Genomic DNA, 24,881 nt, shown 5'->3' on the forward strand with positions numbered 1-24,881 from the left:
GGGCCCAGCCTTTTAGTTTCAGCGATGCGGTGGTCCGGCACGCGATAAAACAGGCACCGAGTCGGCAATTCCTGGTCTCCGTCATTGCCGGCAAATCAGCCGGCCCTCGCCGCTGCCGGATTGTTCCGCATGGAACTTATCCTGCGTTCAAGAGTTCGCGCAAAAGGCTTCCTAAGCTCCCGCGTGGAAAGGATCAGGTCGGCGCGCCCATCCAAATTCAAGGCAGTGCAGTAGATCGACCTCATCACATGCTACTTGCAGAGAGGCATTCCGATGAGCAGCAACATTCACCCAAAGACGGCCAAGCCCACCAACAAGGATTTGAAGCAGAATCCCGGAATCGGCGCCTCCAGGGGCACGATCAAGGGAGGCAATCTTCTCGACGAGGACGAGGAACTGGACGGCGAGAACACTTTCAAGGGAGATGTCGATAACGACACCACGCCGCAAGGCGGCGTCAATCCCCGACAGACCGGGCGAACCAACCAATAAGCCTGCGCGATCGGCGTGGGCTGCCGAGGAAGACCGGATGGTCCGAGCCCGGGAGCCGGGAGAGCGAATGGCACCGAAAACGACTTCGCTCTCAAGATGACATCACGTCGATCCGATCAATCGCCTGATTGGAGGCTCTCATGCTGGATTTCGAGCACGCCAGGCATCGGATGGTGGAGGCGCACATCGCGCGCCGTGGAGTGCATGACAGGCGGGTTCTGAATGCGGTACGCCGGGTTGCGCGAGAGCAATTCGTCGACGAGGGTTTCGAGGAATTCGCCTATGAGGACAGCCCGCTGCCGATCGGCAGCGGACAGACGATCTCGCAACCCTTCATCGTGGCGAAAATGGCGGAGATCGCCGAGATCGAGGCGACCGATCGCGTGCTGGAAATCGGCACCGGCTCGGGCTACGCGGCGGCCGTGCTGGCCGAACTTGCTGAACACGTCTTCACCATAGAGCGGCATCGATCGCTCGCGCAGCAGGCGGAGCGGCGGCTCAATGCCGCCGGTTACCGAAATATCGAGGTCAGGATCGGCGACGGCACAAAAGGCTGGCAGGAAAAGGCACCCTTTGACGCCATCGTCGTCGCGGCCGCCGGAACGTCCATCCCCCTCGGCTTGCAGGAGCAGTTGGAGATCGGCGGCAGGCTGATCATCCCGGTCGGTGAAGACCTCTACTCCCAGCGGCTCGTTCGCGTCACGCGGATCGCTGCAAACAAGTTCGAGGAGGAGGACCTCGGTGGTGTCATGTTCGTGCCGCTGATCGGCGAGCATGGCTGGCACGACGAAAACGCATCGGTGCGCGAGGCGCGCGCTCCTCCATTGCCGCAGCAAATTGCAAGGGCGGCCGAAGATTTGCCGCAGATCGACGATCCGGCCTTCGGCGCGATGTTCGATCGGTTCGGCAGCCGGCGCGTCGTCCTGCTCGGGGAGGCGAGCCACGGCACTTCGGAATTTTATCGTGCCCGTGCGGCTGTCACCCGACGCCTCCTCCAGCGACACGGCTTCACCATCGTGGCCGTCGAGGCGGATTGGCCGGATGCGGCGCAGATCAACCGGTATGTTCGCGGAGGGGAGCGGCGGTCGGATGCGCAGCCGCTCTTCCAGCGCTTCCCGACCTGGATGTGGCGCAACGCCGAGGTGTCCGAATTCATCGGCTGGCTGCATGAATACAACCGGGATGTGCCCGGTCATGCGCGGAAAGCAGGCTTCTATGGGCTCGATCTCTACAATATGAGCGGCTCGATCGCCACGGTGCTTGCCTATCTGGACAAGGTCGATCCCGAAGCGGCCGCCGTCGCGCGCGAGCGCTATGGCTGTCTGATGCCCTGGCAGAACGAGCCCAGCACCTACGGACGCGCGGCGCTGCGGCCGGGCTACAGAACCTGCGAAGAGGCCGTTGTGCGACAGTGCATGGATCTGTTCGAGCGATCCATGATGGAGGGCGACGGCGATCTCCTCGACGCCAAGCAGAGTGCACGTCTGGTCGCATCGGCCGAGCGCTACTACCGCGTGATGTATCATGGTGGCGCCGAGACCTGGAACCTCCGCGATCGGCACATGTTTGAAACGCTCGATCAACTTCTCGAAGCGCATGGGCCGAAGTCGAAGGCCGTGGTGTGGGCGCATAACTCGCATATCGGGGACGCGCGGCATACCGACATGGGCACTGTCCGTGACGAGTTGAACATCGGCCAGCTCTGCCGGGAGCGCTTCGGTGCCCAGACGGCGCTGATCGGCTTCGGGACGGATACCGGTACCGTCGCCTGTGCCTCGGATTGGGACCGTGAGATGGAGGTAAAGGACGTAAATCCGTCGCTGCCGGGCAGCTTCGAGCGGCTGTGTCACGAGAGCGGCAAACCGTCGTTCCTGCTGGATTTTGAGCGCCATGGCGAGCTCGGCGCCGACCTGGCGGCGCCGAGGCCGGAACGCTATATCGGCGTCATCTACAGGCCGGAGACTGAACGGCTCAGCCATTACATGGACTCGTCCGTCTCCCGCCAGTTCGACGCCTTCGTCTGGTTCGATCGAACGTCCGCGGTCACGCCGCTCAGCAAGCCGGCCGGCAGCATCGGCAAGGTACCGGATACATTTCCCTTCGGTATCTGAATGTCCGGGACTCACTTCCAGCGCCTGACGGGTCGGCCTGTCCGCAATCGCGCGGCCTGTCGAAAAAGCCCGGTTCGTCCAGGTATTTCTTTGAGCAGGGCTCCGTTCACGTTCCCGTGATCGGCGAAACTGCGAGCACTCGCGCGGCGTGACTGCCTGTGCGTTTCCAAAGGCTATCAATTCCGATCAGCCCTCACCCGGAGGAAGACCACATGCGCTTGCCCACATTCAGGACCATCGCCGTATCAGCCCTTGTCGCCGGCATGGCGATTGCCGCCCCAGCCCACGCCAAGAACCCGAATGTCGGCGGCGCGCCGATGTACGCCACCAAGAACATCGTGCAGAACGCGGTCAAGTCGAAGGATCACACGACGCTGGTCGCCGCCGTCAAGGCCGCCGGCCTGGTCGACACGTTGCAAAGCGCGGGTCCGTTCACCGTGTTTGCTCCGACCAACGAGGCTTTCGCCGCACTGCCGGCCGGCACCGTCGATACGCTGCTCAAGCCCGAGAACAAGGACAAGCTCACCAAGGTGCTGACCGCGCATGTCGTGGCTGGCAAGATTTCAGGTGCCGAGATGATGAAGAAGGCCAAGGCGATGGGCGGCAAATACGAGATGAGGGCCGTCTCGGGCGACACGCTCACGGCCGAGATCAAGAAAGGCAAGCTCTACATCATGGACGAGTCCGGAGGCGAGGCGAAGGTGACGATCGCCGACGTCAACCAGTCGAACGGCGTCATTCACGTCGTCAACAAGGTGCTGTTGCCGAAGTAACGGCTTCCGGCGAAAGGGGGCGTTGGCAGGCCGTTGGGGCTTTCTCGGTCCGCCATCCCCGCCTCGTGACGAGGTGCCATGTTTCTGGGAAGCCGTATCGGCGAGGCCGGGGTCCTGTCGTCCCTCACAGGACCCCGGTTTCTTTTTGCGTCCTGTGAGGGCGAATGGGCGTCAGCGGCGCTCAACTTCCGACCGCTTCCACCGCCTCATTCCATGACAGCGCTGTGGTCGATCTTGGCCGGCGTTCCCGGTTTGCGCAGCAGGAGCACCAGCGGGATGGCGGCCAGCGACAGGAGCATCATCAGCTTGAAGTCGTTCATGTAGCTGATAACAGTCGCCTGCAGCGTCACCACGCCGTCGAGCGCGGCGCGACCGGCGGCGGTGTAGGGGTTCATCGCCTGGAAGATCGCCGGATCGTTGAACGCCTGGTTGAAGGGCGTCACATAGGTGGCGATGTTGGCGTGGTTGATCTGCACATTCTGCGTCAGGAGCGCGGTGACCACCGATATGCCGACGCTGGAGCCTATGTTGCGCGACAGATTGTAGAGGCCGGTGCCTTCCGCGCGCCGCTCCGGCGCCAGCGTGGCGAAGGTTATGGTGGTCAGCGGCACGAACAGGAAGCCGAGCCCCGCCCCCTGGATGAACCCGATGGAGATGATGGTCCATTGCGAAACGTCGGGCGTCCAGCCGGTCATGTCGTACATCGCCCAGGCGGTGATCAGCAGGCCGATGAGCAGCAGCCAGCGCGTGTCGACCTTGCCGATCAGCCGACCGACCAGGAACATGCAGGCCATCGTGCCAAGCCCGCGCGGCCCCATGACGATGCCGGCCGTCACCACGGGGTAGCCCATCAGCGTCTGCAGATAGGGCGTCATCAGCGCCAGCGAGGCCAAGTAGGTGATGCCGATTATGAAGATGAAGATCATGCCGACGGCGAAATTCCGGTCCAGGAACAGCCTCGGATTGACGAAGGTGTTGCGGCCGGTGAAGGTGTGGACGAGGAAGATGTAGAAGGCCGATGCGCAGATCACCGCCTCGACGATGATCTCGGATGACGAGAACCAGTTGAGCTGCTCGCCGCGATCGAGAAACATCTGCAAGGCAGCGATGGTGATGCTGAGCATGCCGAAACCCAGCCAATCCAGCCTCGCCCTGAAGTCCAGCTTGGTTTCCAGGACGTACAGCGACACGCCGGCGAAGGCCAGCGCGCCGATCGGCACGTTAATGTAGAACACCCAGCGCCAGCTGACATTTTCGGTCAGCCAGCCGCCGATGACCGGTCCCAGCACCGGCCCGACCATCACCGAAATGCCGAACAGCGCCATGGCGGAGCCGCGCTCTTCCACACTGTAGATATCGAGCAGGATGCTCTGCGAGAGCGGCACCAGGGCCGCGCCGAACAGGCCCTGCAGCAGGCGAAAGCCGACGATTTGCGGCAGCGATTGCGCGAAGCCGCACAGCACCGAGGCAACGACGAAGCCGGTGATCGAGGTCAGGAGGATGCGCTTGCGGCCGAAGCGGTTGGCGAGGTAGCCCGAAGGCGGCGTCATCACCGCCGCCGCCACGATGTAGGAGGTCAGAACCCAGTTGATCTGGTCGGCGCTGGCCGAGACGCTGCCCTGGATGTAAGGCAGCGCGACATTGGCGATGGTGGTGTCCAGCGCCTGCATGATGACGGCCAGGATCACGCAGGCAGTGATGGCGCCGCGATTGGCGACCACCGGCGTGGCAGCTGTCGCGGACGCGCTGGTCATGACTTTTGTCCGAACAGGCCGACGAGATTGGTGACGAAGTCGGGCAGGCCGCGTGCATGGCCCGTCTCGACGTCGACCACCGCGCTCATGCCGCCGCGCAGCGGCGGCTTGCCGTCGATACCATCGATCGTCACGCGCATCGGGATGCGCTGCACGACCTTGACCCAGTTGCCGGTGGTGTTCTGCGCCGGCAGCAGCGAGAAGCTCGACGAGGAGGCGGGGCTGATCGAGGCAACGGTGCCGTGCCACACGGCGCCCGGATAGGTGTCGACGCTGATCGTCGCCGTCTGTCCCGGCCTGACATAGGTCAGCTCGGTTTCCTTCGGCTCGGCCGCGATCCACAGGTCGGTCGACGAGACCAGGCTGAACGCCGGCTGCGAAGCCGGCAGGTACTTGCCGACCTGCAGCGCGTCGACATTGGTGACGATGCCGTCGAACGGCGCCTTGACCACGGAATCGCCGAGGTTGCGCTGCGCATCGTCGACGCCCGACTTGGCCTGCAGGTAGAAGGGGTTCTTCTCCACCGGCTGGTTGGCGTCGCCCCCGAGCTGGGCCAGCGTGGCCTGCGCCTGCGCCTTGGCGACGGACACTTTCTGGCGCGCGGCGACGAGGTCGTGCTGGGCGCTGTCGAAAGACGCCTTCGAGGCGGTGGAGGTCTTGAGCAGATCCTGCTGCCGCTGGAAGGCGGCCTCATAATAGGGGATGTCGGCTTGCGCCTGCTCGATCTGCGACAGCGACTGCTGGTAGCTCGCCTCCAGGGTCAGCACCTGGTTGCGCACGGTGCCGAGCTGGGCCTGGGCGGCGGCGAGAGCGGTCTCGAAGGAGGCCGGACGCAGGCGAAACAGCACGTCGCCCTTCTTCACGGCCTGGTTCTCATGCACGTCGATCTCCTGCACCGTGCCGGAGACGTCGGTGGAGACGCCGAGCGACTGGGCCTGGATATAGGCATTGTCGGTCGTCATCAGCTGGCCGCCGGTGACATAGTAATAGCCACCGACGACGAGCGCGACCGGAAGCAGGGCAAAAAGGACCGGCCGTGTCAGGCTGCGCTTCGGTTTGGCCGGAACAGGAGGGGCGACGGCGGCGGGGGCCTGCCGTGGCTGCGGCTCCTTGGCCGGAGCCTCGAGTGCCGCAGGCTCCAGGGCGGCCGGCGTTTCCAGCTCGTCATTGTCGATGACGACGTTGGCCCGCCGCTGCTCCCGCTCATTGTCGAGCTGGATGATCTGGTCGCTTCGACCCGATGGCGTCTCGTCTCCAGCGGGCTTTTTGGGATATGTTGATTCAGCCATGTATTTTCTCCCGGTCGACGGCCGGCTGGGTGCAAGCCGCGAGCAGATTGGATTTGATCAAGCTTAGGGTTTGCAGCAGACGCTGCTGTGTCTCAGGCGAAAGGCCGGCTAAGGCCTCGTCTCGACTTTTCTGGCCGTTGCCGCGCATGATCTCGAGCAGCGGACGGGCCTGCGGCTTCAGGTAAAGCAGCCACGCCCTCCGGTCGGCGGGATCGGGCCGGCGCTCGATGAGGCCGCGCGCCTCCATCTTGTCGAGCAGCCGGGCGAGCGTGATCGGCACGATCTCGATAAGGTCGGCGAGCTTGTTCTGGTGGATGCCTTCATGCAGCGAAAGGTACGCCAGCACCTGCCACTGGGCGCGGGTCAGCCCCGAAGCGCGCGACCGCTGCTCGAACCGCTTGCGAAGCAGGCGCGCAACGTCGTGCAGCACGAAGCTGATATTGGGGGAAGATGGCATGGCGGGAGATCGGGGTCGACAGGCAACTTTTCGTGAGCATGCTTATTATCATCATGCACATAATCCTGCTGGACGCCCCGCGCAAGACCGATTAAGCGTCGGGCAGGAAAAAACGCATGGGCCACGGCACCGCGAAGGCCGCCTGGCGATGTGGATTTGCCGGCAAGGATTTTGGCGATGAATTGGATTGGGATCGCGGCCGTCACGGCTCTCGTTGGGTGCCCCGGCGCTGCGGCTGCCAAGGATGCGGTCAGTTGTGGCGGCGCCGCCATGCTGGGCGGCGCACAGCTCAATTGCAGCCACGTCGAATCCAAGGCGCCGCCGCAGTTCTGCACGTTTAGCTGGGATCTACACACGATGGCGGGCGATCAAAAAGTCGTCGAAGGCAGCTTCATGCTGCCGCCCGGAGCGTCGAACGTGCAGGTGTATCAGGGCAGTGGGTTCGACAGCGCGCTGTCCAATCCGATCGTGATCTGCCGCGGCGACAAATGAGCATGGCGAGCAAGGAAGGCTCGCTCGTCAGCCGATTGGTGCTATAGGGCGGATCACGTTATTTTGACCAGGCGCGCGGATTGCGGATCGGCGTGGCTATCAATTCCTGGACGGACTTCGACATGGACGGACCCAACCCCGGCATCAAGCACCCGATCCCGATGCACACACGCGTCGGCTTCCTGAAGCCTCTGGTGACAGTGCCGAATATCGAGATCGGCGACTTCACCTATTATGACGACCCCGACGGGCCGGACAAGTTCGCCGAAAAATGCGTGCTGCATCACTATCCCTTCATCGGCGACAAGCTCATCATCGGCAAGTTCTGCGCCATAGCCGAAGGCGCGCGCTTCATCATGAATGGCGCCAACCACGCGATGTCCGGCTTTTCAACCTATCCGTTCAACATCTTCGGTCATGGCTGGGAAAACGGTTTTGACCCAGCCACGTGGTCGAAGGAAGTGCGCGGCGACACAATGGTCGGCAGCGATGTCTGGATCGGCATGGAGGCTGTGATCCTGCCCGGCGTGGAAATCGGCCATGGCGCCATCGTCGCCGCCAAATCGGTGGTGACGCACGATGTGCCGCCCTATGCGATCGTCGCCGGCAACGCCGCGAAAGTGGTCAAGATGCGTTTCGACGACAGGACGATCCGGCGGCTGCTGGCGGTGGCATGGTGGGATTGGCCGGTGGACAAGATCGGCCGCAACCTCGACCTCATCAGAGGCGCCGATATTTCTCTTCTGGAGGCAGCAGCTTGAACGTTCCCAACAGCACCGCGATCAGCACCGACCTGTTCACGCGCGGGTGGATCTTCATCCGCGGCGTGCCGGCCATGAAGTTCCTGCCGCCGGAAGGGCCGCCCGAGATCGCCTTCGCCGGCCGCTCCAATGTCGGCAAGTCGTCGCTGATCAATGCGCTGGTCAACCAGAAGGGCCTGGCGCGCACCTCCAATACGCCAGGGCGCACGCAGGAGCTCAACTATTTCGTGCCGGATGGATTTTCGGGCGAGGGCACCGACCTGCCGCCAATGGCGCTGGTCGACATGCCGGGCTACGGCTATGCCACCGCGCCCAAGGAGAAGGTGGACGAGTGGACCAAGCTGGTCTTCGATTATCTCAAGGGTCGGGTCACGCTGAAGCGGGTCTATGTGCTGATCGATGCCCGCCACGGCATCAAGGCCAAGGACGACGAAGTGCTGTCGCTGCTCGACAAGGCGGCGGTGTCCTACCAGATCGTGCTGACCAAGACCGACAAGATCAAGGCCGCCGGCGTGCCGCGGCTGATCGAGGAGACGCTGGCCAAGATCAAGAAGCGTCCCGCGGCGTTCCCGTTCGTGCTGGCGACGTCATCGGAAAAAGGCGAAGGCTTGGAGGAATTGCAGGCCGCGATCGTGCTCGCCGCCAATGGCGGGTAAAAAGCTGGGATAGGTCGGCCATCAGAACGGGCAGCTCTATCTCCCTGTTTTCTCGCATTCGGACGGAAACCTGCACGCAATTTCCTGGATTGCTTCTAAGGTTTCGCCTCGATTGCAATCATCTCGTGGCTTTCTTCCTCTGCCAGCCTTTCGGTGCCGTAGGCTTTCAGGAACATGTTGACGCCCGACCTGACGATGTGGTCGATCTCGTCCTGGGTCGGGGCCTTGGTGCGATAGGCGAAGATGCACTGCCGGAAAAGACCGGCCAGGCACAGTTCGGTGAACTGATAGGCGGCGAGGTCGACATCGTCGATCTCGAGCAAGCCGCGCTCGATGGCGGCGTTGAGGAACGTCACCACCTTGTCGTGGCCGCGCTTGGGCCCGCGTTCGTAAAAGCGCGCGCCCATGTCTGGTATTCTGTCGGAGGCGCCGATCACCGTACGCTGCGCCTGGATGACCCTGGCCGAGGTGATCTTCATCGACAGAACCTTGCCGAACTTCACCAGCGTCTGGCGCAAGTCGTCGGCGCGGTCGAGCATGTCGTACATGTTCTTGAAGATGGTGCCGCGCTCTTCCTCGATCAGCGCTTCGAACAGCTCTTCCTTGTTGGCGAAGTAGACGTAGATGGTGCCCTTCGAGACACCGGCCTCGCGGGTGATGTCATTCATCGAGGCGGCTTCGAAGCCCTTTTCGATGAAGACGCGGCGGGCGCCGTCGATGATCTGGCTGCGCTTGACCGGGTCCTGTCCAGCGGCCGGGCGACCGCGGCGCAGACCATCCAGCAGGTCTTCGCACGGATCGGTTTCGCTGTTGCGTACAATCTCAACCATAAAAGTCGGACCTCGAAATAATTCGAACCAACCGGTTCGATTGCCCCTTGATATGGTCCTCTTTACGCGCTATGTCAACGGCCTGATCGAACCGAACGGTTCAGTATTGTAACTTTAGAGAGATGTCATGTCCTCGACCGCGCCAACATCTGCCGAAGTCCGCCCTTTCCCCAACGCCAAGGTCGCGCCGGCGACGGAAGCTCCGGAAGTTCCCCTCCAGCCGGTCGTCGCACCGCCGCCGGCGGAAGCGCCGGCCAAGAAAAAGCGCTCGGTGCGCTCCTTCCTGCTGCCGATCATCGGCCTTGCCCTTCTGAGCGGCGGCGCCTGGTATGGCTATGACTACTGGACCACGGGCCGCTTCATGATCTCCACCGACGACGCCTATGTCCAGGCTGACATGGCGTTCGTCTCGCCAAAAATTTCCGGCTATGTCGACCAGGTCCTCGTCAGCGAGAACCAGCAGGTCAAGGCCGGCGATCCATTGCTGACGATCGACGCCGGCGACTACAAGATCGCCGTCGCCCAGGCCGAGGCGCAGATCGCCACGCTGGCCAAGACGCTCGACCGCATCGACGCGCAGACCAAGGCCGCGCAAGCCTCGCTTCAGCAGGCACAGGCGCAGAAGGTCGCCGATCGGGCCGCAGCCGACAATGCCGGCCGGGCCCAGCAGCGCGCCGCGCAACTGGTCAAGACCCATGTCGGCACGCAGGCACAGCTGGACGACGCCCAGACCGCGCTCGACCAGGCCAATGCCGCGCTCGTCGGCGCCGACGCACAGATCGCCGCCGCGCAGGCCAATATCGGTGTGCTCGAGGCACAGCGCGCGGAATCCGCCAGCACGCTGGCATCCCTGCAGCTCGGCCGCGACAAGGCCGCGCGCGACCTCTCCTTCACGGTGCTCAAGGCGCCTTATGACGGCGTCGTCGGCAACCGGTCCGTCGAACAAGGCGATCTGGTCAGCCCCGGCCAAAAGCTCGCCGTGGTCGTGCCTATGGACAAGCTTTACATCGTCGCCAACTTCAAGGAGACGCAGCTTGCCAGGCTCGTGCCCGGCGAAAAGGTCAACATCTCGGTCGACGCCATCGACGGCCAGCCCATCCAGGGAACCGTCTCCTCGCTGGCGCCGGCCTCGGGCGCGGTGTTCTCGCTGTTGCCGCCTGAAAACGCCACCGGCAACTTCACCAAGGTGGTGCAACGCGTTCCGGTCCGCATCGACGTACCGGCCGATGCGCTGAAGACCGGCAAGCTGCGCGCGGGCCTGAGCGTCGTCGTCGCCGTCGACAGCCGTACCGCGCCTGCCGCCACCAGTAACTGATCGCTTTTCGGAGGGCGGCTTGGTGGCTGATTGAAGCACCGAGCCGCCCGGCCTGCCTCAACGGGGCCCCAAGGAGGGCCAGGAAATGGCAACCGCAACCATCACCGCAGGATCGCCGCCGGCAATGCCGGCTGCCCCCGACACGATTTCGACGCGCCGCGTCATCGCTTTCCTGGCGATGGTGTTCGGCATGTTCATGGCGATCCTCGACATCCAGATCGTTTCGGCCTCGCTGGCCGAGATCCAGGCCGGCCTCAGCGCCAGCTCCGACGAGATCCCGTGGGTGCAGACAGCCTACCTGATCGCCGAGGTGGTCATGATCCCGCTGTCGGGCTTCCTCAGCCGCATGCTATCGACACGCGTGCTGTTCACCGTCGCGGCGGCGGGCTTCACCGCGGCGAGCGCCCTTGCCGCGACCGCCACCAACATCGACCAGATGATCGTCTACCGCGCCGTGCAGGGCTTCATCGGCGGCGGCATGATCCCGAGCGTTTTCGCCGCGGCCTTCACCATCTTCCCGCCCTCGCGCCGTGCCATCGTCTCGCCGATGATCGGCCTGGTGGCGACGCTGGCGCCGACCATCGGCCCGACCGTCGGCGGCTATATCAGCCACGCTTTTTCCTGGCACTGGCTGTTCCTGGTCAATGTCGTGCCGGGCATCCTGGTGGCGACCGCTGCCTGGTCGCTGATCGATTTCGACAAGCCCAATCTCAAGCTGTTCTCGAAGTTCGACTGGTGGGGCCTGGCCGGCATGGCGGCCTTCCTCGGCTGTATGGAATACGTGCTTGAAGAGGGCCCGAACAATGACTGGCTGCAGGACCAGGGCGTCTTCATCTGCGCCATCGTCATGACCATCGGCGCGGTGATCTTCTTCTGGCGTGTCTTCACCGCCGAGGAGCCGATCGTCGACCTCAAGGCGTTCAGCAACATCAACTTCGCCTTCGGCTCGCTGTTTTCCTTCGTCATCGGCATCGGTCTCTATGGCCTGACCTATCTGTATCCGGTCTTCCTCGGACGCATCCGCGGCTACGATTCGATGATGATCGGCGAAGCGCTGTTCGTCAGCGGCCTGGCCATGTTCCTCACCGCGCCCATCTCCGGCATCCTGTCGAGCAAGATGGACCTGCGGCTGATGATGATGATCGGGCTGTTCGGCTTCGCCACCGGTACCTGGTGGATGACGCACCTGACCGCCGACTGGGATTTCTACGAGCTGCTCATCCCGCAGATCCTGCGCGGCTGTTCGATGATGCTGTGCATGGTGCCGATCAACAACATCGCGCTCGGCACTTTGCCGCCGGACCGGTTGAAGAATGCGTCGGGACTGTTCAACCTGACTCGCAACCTCGGCGGCGCCGTCGGCCTCGCCCTCATCAACACCGTGCTGATCGACCGTAATGCCTTCCACTATGCCCGGCTCTCCGAGCATGTGCAGTGGGGCAGTGCCGCCGCGCAGGCCAAGCTGCAGCACATGACGCTCAATTTCGAGCAGACCACCGGCCTCGACGCCACCAGTGCCGCGATCTCCAAGCTGTCGGGCATGGTCCACCAGCAGGCGGCGCTGCTGTCCTTCATGGATGTGTTCTATCTGCTGACGGTGCTGTTCGGGACGCTGGGCTTCTTCACCATGCTGATCAGGAAGCCGGCCGCGCCCGGTGGCGGCGGAGGCGGCGGGCACTGAAGCAAGGAAACGTGGCAACGGTTTTCGGGAAGCTCCTCCAGTCCACGCCCGAAAAGCTCTGACCACGCAAAAACTCCGGGCCGCAAAGCCCGGAGTTTTTTTATTGCCTTTGGGTCCTCAGGCGGCGGCGGGCTTGAAGGTCAGCGCCACCCCATTGATGCAGTGGCGCAGGCCGGTCGGCGCCGGACCGTCATCGAAGACATGGCCGAGATGGCCTCCGCAGCGGCGGCAATGCACTTCGGTGCGGGTCATGCCCAGCGACCGGTCCTCGGTCTTGCCGATGCCATTGGCGATCTCTTGCCAGAAACTCGGCCAGCCGGTGCCGGAATCGAATTTCGTCTCCGAGGGATAGACCGGCAGGTCGCAGCCGGCGCAGGCGAAGATGCCCTTGCGGTGTTCGTTGAGCAGCGGGCTGGTGCCTGGATATTCGGTGCCTTCCTTGCGCAGGACGTTAAAGGCGGCCGGCGACAGGATGGCTTTCCACTCGTCCTCGGTCTTGGCGACCTCGAATTTTTCGGCGGCCTGCGCGGCCTGCGGGCTGCCCATGCGCAGCATTGCTGCTGCGGTTCCGATGACGCCGATAGCGGCGGCACCGCTCAAAAGAAAGTCGCGACGGTTCATGACCAGTTCCTCCTGTCGTCTGTTTTGCCAAACTATGCCGCCGCCCGAAAGTCAAAAGCCGGTGACGGTTGCCCCAAACGACACTCCGCGCCGTCCACTTTCGATCGTGGGCGGCGCGGAGCACGCGTGTCGATTGCGGATCACGGGAGCGAGACGGCGCGATCGACGGAGAGCTCTTGCAGCAGGTTCGTCCGCGACAAGCGCCTCGTTACATCTTCGGCCCGATCACATCTTCGGGAGCAGAACCTTGTCGATGACGTGGATGACGCCGTTGGACTGTTCGACATCGGCGATGGTCACATTGGCGACATTGCCGTTCTCGTCGGTGACGGTGACCTTGCCACCGTCGGCCTTCAGCGACAGCTCGCAGCCGCCGACCGTCTTGACCTTGTGCGTGCCGCCATCGGCCTTGGCCATGGACACCACATCCGCCGCCATCGCCTTGGCGCCAATCACATGGCAGGTCAGGATCTTGACGAGCTTGTCCTTGTTCTCGGGCTTGAGCAGCGTCTCGACCGTGCCGGCCGGCAGGGCGGCGAAGGCTTCATTGGTCGGCGCGAAGACGGTGAACGGGCCGGCGCCCTGCAGGGTCTCGACAAGACCGGCCGCCTTGACGGCGGCGACCAGCGTCGTGTGATCCTTCGAATTGACCGCATTGTCGACGATGGTCTTGTTGGCCAACATGGCGGCGCCGCCGACCATCGGGTTTTCAGCATAAGCAGCCGTGGCAAGCGCGGAAACAGCGATCGTACCGGCGAGCAAAAGGGTGGCGAATCTACGCATTGTATTAAAACTCCTCGGGTTTCTCTTCCCATTTTTGGGGACGCGAGAAGATACGGAACACAGATGGGCGAGTTTCAGAATATTTCGTGGATTTTTGATTTATTTTTCGCTGTGGAAGGAATTTCTGGCACGGCAATTCGCCGGCTACCGGTCCATTTAGACATATGGAACGGAGATAGACTGAGCCTGTTCTATCCACGCGCCGCCAGTGCGAAGGCTCGATCAGATGCCCTTCAAATCGCCCGCGGCAACCACCGGCCCGGTGGGCTGCCCGGTCGGCGAACCGCCGGCGGGTTCGAGGCTGACGGCCAGCACGGCGCCCTGCGCGAGTTTCCGCTGCGTGGTGGGCGAGACGCCAATATGCGCCGTCGCACCCGCCGGGATGACGCCCATCGAGACCGGCGCGTTCTTGCCCTCGATCATCCAGAGTTCGAAGTCCTTGCCGGCGGCGAGCACGCCGGAAACATGCGAAAGGCTGACTTCATGCCGTTCGGAATCATAGACGGCGAGATACTTGACGTCACTGCCGTCGGCGGCCAGCGAAGCGACGAGTCGCGCCTGCGGCTGTTCAACCGGCCGGTTGACATAAGGAACGGCGACGTAGAGCGCCAGCGCGGCAACAGCCGCCACCGCAAGGCCGCGCCAGAAGGCGAGGCTGGACCACAGGCCGGCGCGTGGCTCGGCAGGCGTGGTGGCGGCGGATGAAAACAACCGGCGGTCGATCGCCGGCTTCACCGAAGCCGGCGGCTCGATTTCAAGATAGGCCGCGCCCAGCGGCGACAGGCGAACTTCCCAGCCGTCGACCAGCCGCGCGAAATCGGTCTCGGCGTCGATGCGCCTGGAGGCTATCTGCCGCTCTTCGACCGGCAGCACGCCAAGAACGTATTCGGCGGCGAACAGGTCGTCGCCTCCACGTTCCGGTCCGTTGTCCTCTGCCAGCGTCATCTTTCCAGACATTCCCTGAGTTTCATCAGGCTGCGGCGCAGCCAGGTGCGCATCGTGTTCAACGGCACGCCATGGCGTTCCGCCAGTTCGGCATAGCTTTCGCCCTTGAGATAGGCGCCCCGGACGGCCGCCGCCCGGTCTTTCTCCAATTCATCGAGACAATGATGGATCCGCTCGGTCTCGTCGCCCGCCACCACCATCGCTTCAGGTCCCGGCGCCGGATCGGCCACGTCGAGCGCGGCATCGATATCGGCGGCGGGCTTGCGCCTCGCTCGGATGCGATCGATCGCATGATTGCGCGCGATTGCCACCAGCCAGGAGATCGGGCTCAGATCGGAGACAGCAAAGCGATCCGCCTTCGTCCATATCTTGACGAAGACTTCCTGCAGCGCTTCTTCAGCATCTCCCCGGTCGTTCAATACACGAAGGCATACGCCGAAAAGTTTCGCACTGGTGTGCCGGTAAAGCAGATCGAACGCTGCCCGATCTTTCATCGAAGTCCGGACGATCAGCTTGGTAATGTCCTGCGGCGTCATGCGCGCCAAATTAGGCAATTGCGCTGTATTTGCAACGCCGGAAATATGCTGTGCACCTAAAGTTCGGCGTCCGCACACCTGCCCCGAGACAGTGTCCCGGTTTGAAGTCAAAAGCTGGCAATCGCGTTTGAGGCGCTTCCCCCGACATGCTACGCTTCAGCCGAAGCAAGGGAGATTTGTCATGGGATTGGTGCTCGCCAAACCTGAGGATGTCGCCACTGCCTTTGCCGATGCCTGGAATAGACACGATATGAACGACTTCGCGGCGTTGTTCGCCGACGACGCCAATTTCGTCAATGTCGTGGGCATGTGGTGGAAGAACCGCACCGAGATCGAAAGGGCGCACCGCGCAACTCATGAAACCATGTTTCGTGACAGCCGATTGAAGGGTGTTGTCTCGTCAGTTGTTGAATTGTCTTCCGGCATTGCATCGGTGCACTATTCATGGATCCTGACCGGCGCATCCGCTCCGGACGGCTCATCCGCCGGAAAACGAGAAGGCATTCTGCTTCTGGTTTTGAAGGAAGAACAGTCGGGCTGGCGGATAAAGGTTGCCCAAAACACCGACATTGTTCCGCGGGCGATTGCGCCCCCTTCCAACGCCGGGAGATAGCCGTTTAAAAGTCGCCGCCAAACTCCAAACTGAGACACTATCAGCCTGGATTGCCAAGGGAATTGCCGCTGACTAGCTTGGCAGCAATGGGGGAGCGCACATGTCGGTCGAACGAATCCTTTGGGAAGAAGACGCAACCGGTCTTGCCGGTCTGGTGCGCAGGGGCGAACTATCGGCGATCGAGTTGACCGAAGCGGCGATCTCCCGTGCCGAGGCCACCCGCCCCGAAATCAATGCCACGGCCGAGCCGCTCTACGAGGCGGCACGGACCCGGGCAAAGAGCATCGACCGTTCGCTGCCGCTGGCTGGGGTCCCCTTCGCCATCAAGGATCTCGGCATCGCCATCAAGGGCGTGCCCTCGCATGGCGGCAGCCGCATTCCGGCCTGGGTGCCCGATTTCAACTCGGTGATGACCGAACGCTATCTCGCCGCCGGGCTGATTCCGATCGTCACCTCGACATCACCCGAGCACGGGCTGCGGCTGATGACGGAATCCAAGGCCTTTGGCGTCACCCGCAATCCCTGGAATACCGGCCACACCACCGGCGGCTCGTCGGGCGGTTCGGCAGCCCTGGTTGCCGCCGGCGTCGTGCCGGTGGCGCATGCGTCGGATGGCGGCGGCTCGATCCGCGTGCCTTCTGCCTGCAGCGGCCTTGTCGGCCTCAAGACCTCGCGCGGCCGTGTCCCGTTGTCCCCACTGGTGAGCGAAAGCTGGTACGGCATGGTCGTCGATCACACCGTCACTCGCTCGGTGCGCGACTGCGCGCTGCTGCTCGACCTCACCCATGGTCCCGATACGCTCGCGCCTTATGCCGCGCGCCCGCCAAAAAGCTCGTTCGCCGCCGCTGCCGCGCGGGATCCCGGCAAGCTCACGCTGGCGGTGTACCGCAAGTCGCCGCTGGGCTTGCCGATTTCGGCCGAGACGCTGAAGGCGCTCGACCTTGCCGTGGCACTCGCCCGCGAGGGCGGCCATTCGGTCGAGGACATCGATCTGCCTTTTATCGGCCGCGATTTCTTCGCCGATTTCTGCACAACGGTCGCCTCCGCCGTCGCCGGCTCGTTGCGGGGTGAAGCGCTGCGCGTCGGCCGCTCGGTGACGGGCGACATCGAGCGCGCCACGCGCGTGCTTGGCCGGTTGGGCGAGATGATCTCGGCCGGCGAAACCTATGCCGGCCTGCAGCGCCTGCATGCCACCTCGAGGCAACTGATCACGGAGACCGCGCGCTTTGATGCGGTGCTGATGCCTGTCATCGCGCACCCGCCGCTCGCCTGCGGCGCCATGGATCCGAAAGGCGCCGACGAACTGATCGAAAACCTGCTCGACAAGCTGCACCTCACCGCGCTGCTCAGGATCAAACCGCTGTTCGGCCAGTTGATGGACAAGAGCCTTTGGTTCACGCATTGGCCGGCGATCCACAATGTCAGCGGCCAGCCGTCGATCGCGCTCCCCGTCCATGTCACGGACGCCGGCCTGCCGCTCGGCATCCAGGCCGCCGGCCGGCCGGGCGACGAGGAAACGCTTTTGTCGCTCGCCGCGCAGATGGAGAAAATCTCGGGCTGGCTGACGCGGCGGGCGCCGCTGATGGTGCCGTCACAATGACGACACCGTGAACCGACTATGACAGCAATGCCATTTGCGGCTCGCGTCAATTCCCGCTAAGACGCCGCCGTCCTTACCTGATGCATGTCGCCCAAAAGTGCCCAGCGGTTTGGGAACCGACATGCATAAAACCAAATACCAGGGAACCACGCCGATGACGGACGTCGCCGCCACCGCCGAAATGCAGGCCGCCCTCTTGTCGCGCGCGCTGCCCTACATGCAGCGCTACGAGCACAAGACGGTCGTGGTGAAGTATGGCGGCCATGCCATGGGCGATCTCGAACTCGGCAAGGCCTTCGCCCGCGACATCGCGCTGCTCAAGCAGTCCGGCGTCAACCCAATCGTCGTCCATGGCGGCGGACCGCAGATCGGGGCCATGCTGGCCAAGATGGGCATCGAATCCAAGTTCGAGGGCGGCCTGCGCGTCACCGACCAGAAGACGGTCGAGATCGTCGAGATGGTGCTGGCCGGGTCGATCAACAAGGAGATCGTCGCGCTGATCAACGCCGAGGGCGAATGGGCGATCGGCCTGTGCGGCAAGGACGGCAACATGGTGTTCGCCGAAAAGGCGCGCAAGACGATGATCGACCCCGATTCCAACATCGAGCGCGTGCTCGATCTCGGCTTCGTCGGCGAGCCGGTCGAGGTCGACCGCACGTTGCTCGACCTTCTGGCGCGCTCCGAAATGATCCCCGTGCTGGCGCCGGTCGCGCCCGGCCGCGATGGCCATACCTACAACATCAACGCCGACACTTTCGCCGGCGCCATCGCCGGCGCATGCAAGGCCTCGCGCCTGCTGTTCCTCACCGACGTGCCGGGCGTGCTCGACAAGGACAAGAAGCTGATCGACGAGTTGACGGTCGCCGAGGCCAAGGCGCTGATCAAGGACGGCACGGTTTCCGGCGGCATGATCCCCAAGGTCGAGACCTGCATCGAGGCGATCGAGCGTGGCGTCGAAGGCGTCGTCATCCTCAACGGCAAGACGCCGCATTCGGTGCTGCTCGAACTGTTCACCGAACACGGCGCCGGCACGCTGATCGTGCCATAATGCTTGTTGTCAGCCGGCTAACCTTCTGCCTGGCAGGCCGCGATTTACGGCCGCGGGAAGCTCCGGCTTTGTAACCGGCCGCCGGACAACCATCGATTCCTCCTCGTTGTCCTGCGGTGTGCCCCAGAATTCGGCGAGCGTCGGGCCGCCTTTCACCCGGCGGTCGGTCACCAGAAAACCCCAGACTTCGCGGAACCAGACGCGGCGACCCATCTGCGTGTACCAGCGCATCGAATGCCGCTGCTCGGGATCGGGGTGGAACAGGATGCGCGCCAGCGCCTTCGGCCTCGACTGCACGGCGAGCTCAATCAGCTTGACCGAGAAGAACAGCATCCACGGCTTCAGCCGGGTCATGTGCAGCACCTGGTGCTTGTAATCCCACAGGCGGGCATCCGTCTGGATCACCTTGCGATCCCGCGCGATGCGGAAAAACGGCGTCCAGCGATGCGGCGTCACATAGAGCGCCTGGATCTGGTCGGGGTCATAGGCGAGGAGCTGGCGAAAGCCGCGCCACAGATCGCGAAATCCCTCATCCTCGAAGCCGGCGACCCAGGTTGCCATGGACAGGATGCCGTGCTTCCGCAGCAGCCGTATCGCTTCACGATCGGACGAGGTACTGCCGCCCTTGTGGATCAATTGCAGCGTCTGCTCGTCGGTGTTTTCCATGCCGAGCAGCCAGCGGATGACACCGGCCTGGCGGTAGAGGTGCAGCATATCGGCATCGCGCACGATATCGTCGGCGCGGGTCGAGCCGACGATCAGCACCGCCACGTTCTCGGCAATCAAAGCTTCGAGAAAGGCGCGCCAGGCCTTTTTAGAAACTGTCGGATTTTCATCCGCCAGGTTGATCAGTTCGACGCCATGCTCGCGGTGCAGCCAGGCGATCTCCTTGGCGAACTTGACTGGGTCGCGATGCCGCCAGCGGGTCCAGAAGCCGCGCTGGCCGCAATAATTGCACAGATGCGGGCAGCCGCGCGAAAACTGCATGACCACCGCACGCTTGCCTCCCCAGTAGCTGTATCCGCGGTGGTCGATCAGCTCCCAGCCGACGCGGTAGGCGTCGAGGTCGGCGATGGTCATCGCCGCTTGCGTAGCGAAGGGACGGTCAAGATCGTCGCGGCAGGCGATGCCGGCAACGCTTGCCGGCGGCTGGCGCATCTCCAGCGCCTCGACCAGCGCCACCACGGTCGCCTCGCCCTCGCCGCGCACGATGAAGTCGAAGGCGTCGGTTGACGCCAGGATGTCGCGCCAGTGATAGGTGGGGAAGACGCCGCCATAGAGGATGATCGTCGCCGGCGCGCGCGCCTTGACCATCCCGGCGATCAACAAGGCGGTCGGATGTGCCGAGGTCGAGCCGGAATGGCCGATCAGAACGAAGTCGGGACAGTCCTTCAGGGCTTCCGCGACAACCGAGGCGAGCGGCATCGGCCCGAACTCGGCATCGACGAGCCGCACCTGATGACCGGCGTCGAGCAGCGGGCCGCCGATCGCCAGCAGACCAAGCGGCGGCAGGTGATCGTCCGGCACGCGGCTGCCGATGGCGGTGTGCGGCGGATTGATCAGGACGATTTTCATGGCGGACCTCATGGAGTTGGTCCGCGCAATGCTGGCCGGCGATAGTGCCGCCCGATTGGCCCGTTTCAGCAGTTTGCTTGCAGCTTTTCCGCAGAAACGCGGATGCGCATCACCGCCTGAGATGGGCGAGCGGCGTGTGGCCGGGTCCCTTGATGTTCTGCAGCACCAGTTGCGTGTGGACGTCGCGCACGCCGTCGAGCCGCATCAGCCGATGCATGACGAAGGCGTTGAGCTCGTCGACCGATGGCACCATGACATGCAGCAGGAAATCGTGGTCGCCGGTCATCGTCCAGCACGACGACACCTCATCCATGCGCTGAACGGCGGCAATGAAGCTCTCGGGCGAGCCGTCGCTGTGGCTGACGAGGCGCACCTGGATGAATACCTCGACCATCAGGCCGACGGCGCGGCGGCTGATCACCGCGGCAAAGCCCTTGATGATGCCGGCTTCCTGCAGCGCCTCGAAGCGCCGCGCGCAGGGCGTGGTGGAGAGGCCGACCTCCTGCGCCAGCTCGGAAACGGCTTTGCGACCGTTGCGTTGCAGGACATCCAGCATCTTGATCTCGAAATCGTCGAATTGAGGCATTTTCACTCCTCCCACGTGAATTGTGAGTGAATAGTATCTCGAATGTGGCGGAGGAGCCACCATCAAAACCGAATTGCCTCGGCAGATCGGGTTAGCCTTGCGGCACGTCAACCATTGATGCGAGGAGAAAACCCATGACGACGATGAGCGTTGCCGAATACGCCCGCGACTGCGCGGCGCAAGGGTTGCGCGGGGACTATTCGGTGTGCCGCGCGGATTTCACCGTGGCGCAGGCTTATGACTATTCGACCGAGGAGCAGGCGGTGTGGCGCACGCTGTGCGACCGCCAGACCAAGCTGACGCAAAAGCTCGCCCATCACTCCTATCTCGACGGCGTCGAGAAGCTCGGCCTGCTCGACTGCATCCCCGATTTCGAGGACGTCAGCACCAAACTGCGCAAGCTGACCGGCTGGGAAATCGTCGCCGTGCCGGGCCTCATCCCGGCCGCACCGTTCTTCGACCACCTCGCCAACCGCCGCTTCCCGGTCACCAACTGGCTGCGGACCAAGCAGGAACTCGACTACGTCGTCGAGCCGGACATGTTCCATGACTTCTTCGGCCATGTGCCGGTTCTCTCGCAGCCGGTGTTTGCCGATTTCATGCAGATGTATGGCAAGAAGGCCGGCGACATCATTGCGCTGGGCGGCGACGAGATGATCACCCGGCTCTACTGGTACACGGCCGAATATGGCCTGATGCAGGAGAACGGCCAGAAGCTGAAGGCGTTTGGCGCCGGTCTGATGTCGTCGTTCACCGAGTTGCAGTTCGCTGTCGAGAGCAAGGACGCCCACCATGTACCGTTCGACCTGGAAACGGTGATGCGCACCGGCTACGAGATCGACAAGTTCCAGCGCGCCTATTTCGTGTTGCCGTCCTTCGACGCCTTGCGCGATGCCTTCCAGACGGCGGATTTCGAAGCGATCGTCGCGCGCCGCAAGAGCCAGCCGGCGCTCGACCCGGCGACGGTCTAAAACATAAAGCGCGTCGCATGAATCTGTCTCAACGCGACGCGCTTTGGACGCTTTGATCGCGCTGGGCTATTGCATGGCAGCGGGGTTCATCCACAGGAGCTCCCAGACGTTGCCGTCAGGGTCTTCGATGTGGCGGTTGAACATGAAGCCGAGATCCTGAGCGGGGTTGGGATCGGCGCGGCCGCCGGCCGCGACGCCCTTCTCGATCGTGGCATTGACCTCGTCCTTGCTGCTCGCGGTGAGTGCGATCAGCATCTGGCTGTCACGCCTGGCGTCGCCGATCTGGCGGGTTGTGAACTGGCCGTAATGCTGGTGCGTCAGCAACATCACCCCGATCGCGTCGGAAAACATGACCGAACTGGCCTGGTCGTTCGAGAACTGCGGATTGAGCGTGCCCCCGATCGCGAGATAGAAATTGGTCGCTGCCTGCAGATCCCGCACCGGCAGATTTATGAAGATCATCTTGGTCATCGGTCTAAGCCTTGCCTTCGTTGACAGGTACTAGTCAGTCCAGTACCGTTTCATGGGGCTACCACGAGAGAACGGTACCGTCTAGTACTGGTTAAGAGGGCGCCATGAAAATCGACGGTGAGACCAGATCGGCTCGCAAGGATCGTGAGATCATCCAGGCGGCCACGGCGGCGTTCACCAGCAAGGGATATGACGGGACCAGCATGGAGGAAATCGCCACCAAGGCGGGGGCCTCCAAGCAGACCGTCTACAAGCATTTCACCGACAAGGAGACGCTGTTTGGCGAAGTCGTTCTGTCAACCGCTACCCAGGTCAATGACATCATCGAGTCCGTGACGACGCTGCTTTCCGAGGCGAAATTCATGGAAGGCGGCCTGCAGCAGCTTGCCCGACGCCTGATAGCGGTTCTCATGGATGAAGAGTTGTTGAAGCTGCGGCGCTTGATCATCGCCAACGCGGATCGAATGCCGCAGCTTGGCCGCGCTTGGTACGAAAAGGGGTTTGAGCGCATGCTTGCCTCGACGGCGTCCTGCTTTCAAAAACTCACCAGTCGAGGACTGATACAAACAAGTGATCCCTATCTGGCAGCCAGCCATCTTTTTGGAATGCTTCTTTGGATCCCCATGAATGAAGCCATGTTCACGGGAGGCAACCGGCGCTCCAAGGCCGAACTGGAACGCCACGCGGATGCCTCGGTGGAGGCATTTCTGGCCGTCTACGGAGTCCAGCCGAACTAGTCGCGTCCCCTGCCCACGTTTGCAGGGGTCGAGGACACCACCATGTGCCTTTCGACCTGCAAACAGTGATGCGCACCGGCTACCAGATCGACAAGTTCCAGTGGAACGGCCGGCCGCCGGGACATTCCGCCATTCCTACAGAGCGTAGATGGTCCGGTTGAACTTCGTCTCCATCACCACGTGGGAAGCGGTTTTGACGACGCCGCTGATTTCATTCAGGGCATTCACCTCCCGGTTCAGCTTCTCGAGCGTCTCGGCGGCAAGGTGGATGATCAGATCCCATTCACCGGTTATGGCATAGACCGCCTGGATCGAGGGCATCGCCTTGATCCTTCTGGAGACGTCCGGATAGCTCTTGTTGTTCAGGGCGGCGAGGGTGAAACAGTGGACGGCGTTCTGGGCCACCGTCTTGGCCAGCCGCACGGTATAGCCTTCGATGATGCCGCCGGCCTCCAGCTTCTGGATCCGCTCCTGCAGCGCTGTCCGCGACACGCCGAGCTGTCGTGCCAGTGACGCGACCGGCTCACGCGCATTCTTCTGCATCAGCGCGAGCAACTGACGATCCTTCTCGGTCAATTCCACAAACAAAACCTCTCGCTCGATCCGCTTAGTAACCACCGCGCGATCCTATCGGCTGAACAGCCTCCGCGACAATCCGCAATACTGGCTGCGGCGAACGGAACAAGACCAACATATCCGGCACTCTGTCGTCTCAAGGGACGCAATGACTGCGCGATCGCCATTATCCCGCATTTCGCCGGGTGGAACCCTTCTTTTTGCGACCTGACTGTCTGGGGTCACGAACGCCGGTCCATCAGGGGGAATCAGCTTCGGCTGTGATGGGCAAAGTCCGAAACCGATCCGAACCTGCAGCTGAAGTGCTGAGGTTCGACGTCGGTCACTCAACCTGTCAGTTCAACCACAAGGGAGGGATAACTTTGAAAAAACTGCTCAATTTAGCCGTTCTTGCCGCCGCGACATTCGCCATCACGACGACAGCCATGGCCGGTGAAACCCTGGACCGCGTCACGTCGAAAAAGGCGATGGTCATCGCCACCAACGCGGCCTGGCCGCCACAGAGCTTTCTCAACGACAGCAACGAGCTCGCCGGTTTCGACATCGATGTCTCGCGCGAGATCGGCAAGCGGCTTGGCGTCGAGGTCTCGTTCGAAACGCCCGACTGGGCGACGCTGACCGGCGGGCGCTGGCAGGGACGCTACGACCTTGGCGTCGGATCGGTCACGCCGACAAAAGCCCGCTCCAAGGTGATCGACTTTGTCGGCATCTATTATTACAGCCCCTACGTCTATGTCCTGCACAAGGACAGCGGCGCGAAGTCGGTCGCCGATCTCAACGGCAAGATCATCGGCGTCGAGACTGCCACCACCTCGGAGGATTTCATCCGCCGCAAGCTCGAAATCGACGCGCCTGGCCTGGCTCCCATCGAATACAAGCTCGAGCCGGGCGAGATCCGCACCTACGCCGATTCCATGCTTCCCTTCGATGACCTGCGGCTTGGCGACGGCGTGCGCCTGAATGCCGTGATCGCGCCGGAACAGACGGCGCAGAACGCCATCAAGAACGGCTATCCCGTGAAGATCCTGGAAGGCGAGTACGCCTTCCGCGAGCCGCTCGTCGTCATCGCCGAGAAGAAGGATCCCGAGTGGACCGCGAAGGTCGGGGGCATCATCACCGAAATGAAGACGGACGGCACGCTCGCCGCGCTGACCACGAAGTGGTACGGCAAGGACTACAGCGCCAAGTAAAGTCATTCCGCCGGCTGC

At 62.9% G+C, this 24,881-nt stretch carries 26 protein-coding genes; 14 read left to right on the forward strand and 12 right to left on the reverse strand.

Going from position 1 to position 24,881, the window contains the following annotated elements:
- Window positions 1–273: 273 nt before the first annotated feature.
- The 3 genes from FJ950_RS03880 (at window position 274) to FJ950_RS03890 (ending at window position 3,376) form a co-directional block, all read left to right on the forward strand.
- Complete coding sequence (locus tag FJ950_RS03880; RefSeq protein WP_015314392.1) at window positions 274–492, forward strand: hypothetical protein; 219 nt, start codon at window positions 274–276, stop codon at window positions 490–492.
- A gap of 140 nt (window positions 493–632) precedes the next feature.
- A complete protein-coding gene (locus FJ950_RS03885; RefSeq protein WP_140615176.1) occupies window positions 633–2,603 on the forward strand; it encodes a protein-L-isoaspartate(D-aspartate) O-methyltransferase in 1,971 nt (656 codons plus the stop codon).
- A gap of 212 nt (window positions 2,604–2,815) precedes the next feature.
- Window positions 2,816–3,376, forward strand: a complete 561-nt coding sequence (locus FJ950_RS03890) for a fasciclin domain-containing protein (protein ID WP_140615178.1) — start codon at window positions 2,816–2,818, stop codon at window positions 3,374–3,376.
- Between the two features lie 206 nt (window positions 3,377–3,582).
- Here FJ950_RS03890 and FJ950_RS03895 read toward each other — a convergent pair whose 3' ends face one another.
- Genes FJ950_RS03895 through FJ950_RS03905 form a run of 3 tightly spaced genes read right to left on the reverse strand, consistent with a single transcriptional unit; the run spans window position 3,583 to window position 6,876 of the window.
- Entirely contained in the window at window positions 3,583–5,130 is a 1,548-nt protein-coding gene (locus FJ950_RS03895) for a DHA2 family efflux MFS transporter permease subunit (RefSeq protein ID WP_140615180.1), read from the reverse strand.
- Entirely contained in the window at window positions 5,127–6,419 is a 1,293-nt protein-coding gene (locus tag FJ950_RS03900; RefSeq protein WP_140615182.1) for an HlyD family secretion protein, read from the reverse strand. Before FJ950_RS03900 ends, FJ950_RS03895 begins: the two co-directional genes overlap by 4 nt.
- Window positions 6,412–6,876 carry a MarR family winged helix-turn-helix transcriptional regulator gene (locus FJ950_RS03905; RefSeq protein WP_140615184.1) on the reverse strand — a complete coding sequence of 155 codons (465 nt, stop codon included), beginning with the start codon at window positions 6,874–6,876 and terminating at the stop codon, window positions 6,412–6,414. Before FJ950_RS03905 ends, FJ950_RS03900 begins: the two co-directional genes overlap by 8 nt.
- A 177-nt stretch (window positions 6,877–7,053) precedes the next feature.
- On the opposite strand from FJ950_RS03905, the gene FJ950_RS03910 reads away from it, so the two are divergent.
- The 3 genes from FJ950_RS03910 to yihA all read left to right on the forward strand — a co-directional run bounded on the left by FJ950_RS03910 (window position 7,054) and on the right by yihA (window position 8,785).
- Window positions 7,054–7,368 (forward strand): hypothetical protein, encoded by a 315-nt coding sequence (locus FJ950_RS03910; RefSeq protein ID WP_015314398.1) that lies wholly within the window; start codon window positions 7,054–7,056, stop codon window positions 7,366–7,368.
- Window positions 7,369–7,490: 122 nt separating this feature from the next.
- Entirely contained in the window at window positions 7,491–8,129 is a 639-nt protein-coding gene (locus FJ950_RS03915; protein WP_181171067.1) for a CatB-related O-acetyltransferase, read from the forward strand.
- Window positions 8,126–8,785 (forward strand): ribosome biogenesis GTP-binding protein YihA/YsxC, encoded by a 660-nt coding sequence (gene yihA / locus FJ950_RS03920; RefSeq protein WP_140615186.1) that lies wholly within the window; start codon window positions 8,126–8,128, stop codon window positions 8,783–8,785. Before FJ950_RS03915 ends, yihA begins: the two co-directional genes overlap by 4 nt.
- A gap of 95 nt (window positions 8,786–8,880) precedes the next feature.
- Here the strand turns inward: yihA and FJ950_RS03925 are convergent, their stop codons facing one another.
- Window positions 8,881–9,615, reverse strand: a complete 735-nt coding sequence (locus tag FJ950_RS03925; protein ID WP_140615188.1) for a TetR/AcrR family transcriptional regulator — start codon at window positions 9,613–9,615, stop codon at window positions 8,881–8,883.
- A gap of 127 nt (window positions 9,616–9,742) precedes the next feature.
- On the opposite strand from FJ950_RS03925, the gene FJ950_RS03930 reads away from it, so the two are divergent.
- Together FJ950_RS03930 and FJ950_RS03935 are read left to right on the forward strand one after the other, a co-directional pair.
- The gene (locus tag FJ950_RS03930) at window positions 9,743–10,930 is read left to right on the forward strand and encodes an HlyD family secretion protein (RefSeq protein ID WP_140615189.1); all 1,188 of its coding nucleotides are present in this window, start codon (window positions 9,743–9,745) and stop codon (window positions 10,928–10,930) included.
- Between the two features lie 124 nt (window positions 10,931–11,054).
- Window positions 11,055–12,611, forward strand: a complete 1,557-nt coding sequence (locus FJ950_RS03935; protein ID WP_246681275.1) for a DHA2 family efflux MFS transporter permease subunit — start codon at window positions 11,055–11,057, stop codon at window positions 12,609–12,611.
- Between the two features lie 117 nt (window positions 12,612–12,728).
- Here the strand turns inward: FJ950_RS03935 and msrB are convergent, their stop codons facing one another.
- From msrB to FJ950_RS03955, 4 genes are all read right to left on the reverse strand, one after another.
- Window positions 12,729–13,232, reverse strand: coding sequence for a peptide-methionine (R)-S-oxide reductase MsrB (gene msrB / locus FJ950_RS03940; protein ID WP_015314404.1), 504 nt, complete (start codon window positions 13,230–13,232; stop codon window positions 12,729–12,731).
- Between the two features lie 225 nt (window positions 13,233–13,457).
- Window positions 13,458–14,015 (reverse strand): fasciclin domain-containing protein, encoded by a 558-nt coding sequence (locus FJ950_RS03945; protein WP_140615193.1) that lies wholly within the window; start codon window positions 14,013–14,015, stop codon window positions 13,458–13,460.
- Between the two features lie 222 nt (window positions 14,016–14,237).
- Complete coding sequence (locus FJ950_RS03950) at window positions 14,238–14,960, reverse strand: anti-sigma factor (RefSeq protein WP_140615439.1); 723 nt, start codon at window positions 14,958–14,960, stop codon at window positions 14,238–14,240.
- Entirely contained in the window at window positions 14,957–15,496 is a 540-nt protein-coding gene (locus FJ950_RS03955; protein WP_140615195.1) for a sigma-70 family RNA polymerase sigma factor, read from the reverse strand. The genes FJ950_RS03950 and FJ950_RS03955 overlap by 4 nt, the downstream gene beginning before the upstream one ends.
- Before the next feature lie 181 nt (window positions 15,497–15,677).
- On the opposite strand from FJ950_RS03955, the gene FJ950_RS03960 reads away from it, so the two are divergent.
- The 3 genes from FJ950_RS03960 (at window position 15,678) to argB (ending at window position 18,757) form a co-directional block, all read left to right on the forward strand.
- Entirely contained in the window at window positions 15,678–16,109 is a 432-nt protein-coding gene (locus FJ950_RS03960) for an SgcJ/EcaC family oxidoreductase (RefSeq protein WP_140615197.1), read from the forward strand.
- Window positions 16,110–16,209: 100 nt separating this feature from the next.
- Window positions 16,210–17,709, forward strand: coding sequence for an amidase (locus tag FJ950_RS03965; RefSeq protein ID WP_140615200.1), 1,500 nt, complete (start codon window positions 16,210–16,212; stop codon window positions 17,707–17,709).
- Window positions 17,710–17,863: 154 nt separating this feature from the next.
- On the forward strand, window positions 17,864–18,757 hold the full coding sequence (argB, locus tag FJ950_RS03970) for an acetylglutamate kinase (RefSeq protein ID WP_023772298.1): 894 nt from the start codon (window positions 17,864–17,866) through the stop codon (window positions 18,755–18,757).
- Window positions 18,758–18,766: 9 nt separating this feature from the next.
- Here the strand turns inward: argB and bchE are convergent, their stop codons facing one another.
- Both bchE and FJ950_RS03980 read right to left on the reverse strand, forming a co-directional pair.
- The gene (gene bchE, locus FJ950_RS03975) at window positions 18,767–20,332 is read right to left on the reverse strand and encodes a magnesium-protoporphyrin IX monomethyl ester anaerobic oxidative cyclase (protein ID WP_140615202.1); all 1,566 of its coding nucleotides are present in this window, start codon (window positions 20,330–20,332) and stop codon (window positions 18,767–18,769) included.
- A 109-nt stretch (window positions 20,333–20,441) separates the two neighbouring features.
- Window positions 20,442–20,918, reverse strand: coding sequence for an Lrp/AsnC family transcriptional regulator (locus FJ950_RS03980; RefSeq protein ID WP_140615204.1), 477 nt, complete (start codon window positions 20,916–20,918; stop codon window positions 20,442–20,444).
- 134 nt (window positions 20,919–21,052) lie between these two features.
- Between FJ950_RS03980 and phhA the strand changes: the two genes are divergently transcribed.
- Window positions 21,053–21,889: a phenylalanine 4-monooxygenase gene (phhA, locus tag FJ950_RS03985; RefSeq protein WP_140615206.1), complete on the forward strand. Its 837-nt coding sequence runs from the start codon at window positions 21,053–21,055 to the stop codon at window positions 21,887–21,889.
- Window positions 21,890–21,955: 66 nt separating this feature from the next.
- Here the strand turns inward: phhA and FJ950_RS03990 are convergent, their stop codons facing one another.
- Window positions 21,956–22,360, reverse strand: coding sequence for a VOC family protein (locus FJ950_RS03990; RefSeq protein WP_015314414.1), 405 nt, complete (start codon window positions 22,358–22,360; stop codon window positions 21,956–21,958).
- 104 nt (window positions 22,361–22,464) lie between these two features.
- Here FJ950_RS03990 and FJ950_RS03995 point away from each other — a divergent pair, with 104 nt between their 5' ends.
- Window positions 22,465–23,097 carry a TetR/AcrR family transcriptional regulator gene (locus FJ950_RS03995; protein ID WP_015314415.1) on the forward strand — a complete coding sequence of 211 codons (633 nt, stop codon included), beginning with the start codon at window positions 22,465–22,467 and terminating at the stop codon, window positions 23,095–23,097.
- Window positions 23,098–23,232: 135 nt separating this feature from the next.
- On the opposite strand, the gene FJ950_RS04000 is transcribed toward FJ950_RS03995, so the two are convergent.
- The gene (locus tag FJ950_RS04000; RefSeq protein WP_210161497.1) at window positions 23,233–23,679 is read right to left on the reverse strand and encodes an Lrp/AsnC family transcriptional regulator; all 447 of its coding nucleotides are present in this window, start codon (window positions 23,677–23,679) and stop codon (window positions 23,233–23,235) included.
- A 419-nt stretch (window positions 23,680–24,098) separates the two neighbouring features.
- On the opposite strand from FJ950_RS04000, the gene FJ950_RS04005 reads away from it, so the two are divergent.
- On the forward strand, window positions 24,099–24,863 hold the full coding sequence (locus tag FJ950_RS04005) for a transporter substrate-binding domain-containing protein (protein WP_083883137.1): 765 nt from the start codon (window positions 24,099–24,101) through the stop codon (window positions 24,861–24,863).
- Window positions 24,864–24,881 lie beyond the last annotated feature (18 nt).

Origin of the sequence: Mesorhizobium sp. B2-3-14, from assembly GCF_006442175.1 — a bacterium.
Taxonomy (GTDB): Bacteria; Pseudomonadota; Alphaproteobacteria; order Rhizobiales; family Rhizobiaceae; genus Mesorhizobium; species Mesorhizobium australicum.

Bases quoted from the DNA above. Each gene is read 5' to 3' on its own strand.
- FJ950_RS03960 (WP_140615197.1), top strand. From the start codon at position 15,678: ATGGGATTGGTGCTCGCCAAACCTGAGGATGTCGCCACTGCCTTTGCC.
- FJ950_RS03965 (WP_140615200.1), top strand. From the start codon at position 16,210: ATGTCGGTCGAACGAATCCTTTGGGAAGAAGACGCAACCGGTCTTGCC.
- FJ950_RS03990 (WP_015314414.1), bottom strand. From the start codon at position 22,360: ATGACCAAGATGATCTTCATAAATCTGCCGGTGCGGGATCTGCAGGCA.
- FJ950_RS03905 (WP_140615184.1), bottom strand. From the start codon at position 6,876: ATGCCATCTTCCCCCAATATCAGCTTCGTGCTGCACGACGTTGCGCGC.
- FJ950_RS03915 (WP_181171067.1), top strand. From the start codon at position 7,491: ATGGACGGACCCAACCCCGGCATCAAGCACCCGATCCCGATGCACACA.
- FJ950_RS03995 (WP_015314415.1), top strand. From the start codon at position 22,465: ATGAAAATCGACGGTGAGACCAGATCGGCTCGCAAGGATCGTGAGATC.
- phhA (WP_140615206.1), top strand. From the start codon at position 21,053: ATGACGACGATGAGCGTTGCCGAATACGCCCGCGACTGCGCGGCGCAA.
- FJ950_RS03885 (WP_140615176.1), top strand. From the start codon at position 633: ATGCTGGATTTCGAGCACGCCAGGCATCGGATGGTGGAGGCGCACATC.
- FJ950_RS04005 (WP_083883137.1), top strand. From the start codon at position 24,099: ATGGCCGGTGAAACCCTGGACCGCGTCACGTCGAAAAAGGCGATGGTC.
- FJ950_RS03950 (WP_140615439.1), bottom strand. From the start codon at position 14,960: ATGACGCTGGCAGAGGACAACGGACCGGAACGTGGAGGCGACGACCTG.
- FJ950_RS03955 (WP_140615195.1), bottom strand. From the start codon at position 15,496: ATGACGCCGCAGGACATTACCAAGCTGATCGTCCGGACTTCGATGAAA.
- FJ950_RS03880 (WP_015314392.1), top strand. From the start codon at position 274: ATGAGCAGCAACATTCACCCAAAGACGGCCAAGCCCACCAACAAGGAT.
- FJ950_RS03925 (WP_140615188.1), bottom strand. From the start codon at position 9,615: ATGGTTGAGATTGTACGCAACAGCGAAACCGATCCGTGCGAAGACCTG.
- FJ950_RS03935 (WP_246681275.1), top strand. From the start codon at position 11,055: ATGCCGGCTGCCCCCGACACGATTTCGACGCGCCGCGTCATCGCTTTC.
- FJ950_RS03900 (WP_140615182.1), bottom strand. From the start codon at position 6,419: ATGGCTGAATCAACATATCCCAAAAAGCCCGCTGGAGACGAGACGCCA.
- FJ950_RS03895 (WP_140615180.1), bottom strand. From the start codon at position 5,130: ATGACCAGCGCGTCCGCGACAGCTGCCACGCCGGTGGTCGCCAATCGC.
- msrB (WP_015314404.1), bottom strand. From the start codon at position 13,232: ATGAACCGTCGCGACTTTCTTTTGAGCGGTGCCGCCGCTATCGGCGTC.
- FJ950_RS03930 (WP_140615189.1), top strand. From the start codon at position 9,743: ATGTCCTCGACCGCGCCAACATCTGCCGAAGTCCGCCCTTTCCCCAAC.
- FJ950_RS03980 (WP_140615204.1), bottom strand. From the start codon at position 20,918: ATGCCTCAATTCGACGATTTCGAGATCAAGATGCTGGATGTCCTGCAA.
- argB (WP_023772298.1), top strand. From the start codon at position 17,864: ATGACGGACGTCGCCGCCACCGCCGAAATGCAGGCCGCCCTCTTGTCG.
- bchE (WP_140615202.1), bottom strand. From the start codon at position 20,332: ATGAAAATCGTCCTGATCAATCCGCCGCACACCGCCATCGGCAGCCGC.
- FJ950_RS03890 (WP_140615178.1), top strand. From the start codon at position 2,816: ATGCGCTTGCCCACATTCAGGACCATCGCCGTATCAGCCCTTGTCGCC.
- FJ950_RS03945 (WP_140615193.1), bottom strand. From the start codon at position 14,015: ATGCGTAGATTCGCCACCCTTTTGCTCGCCGGTACGATCGCTGTTTCC.
- FJ950_RS03910 (WP_015314398.1), top strand. From the start codon at position 7,054: ATGAATTGGATTGGGATCGCGGCCGTCACGGCTCTCGTTGGGTGCCCC.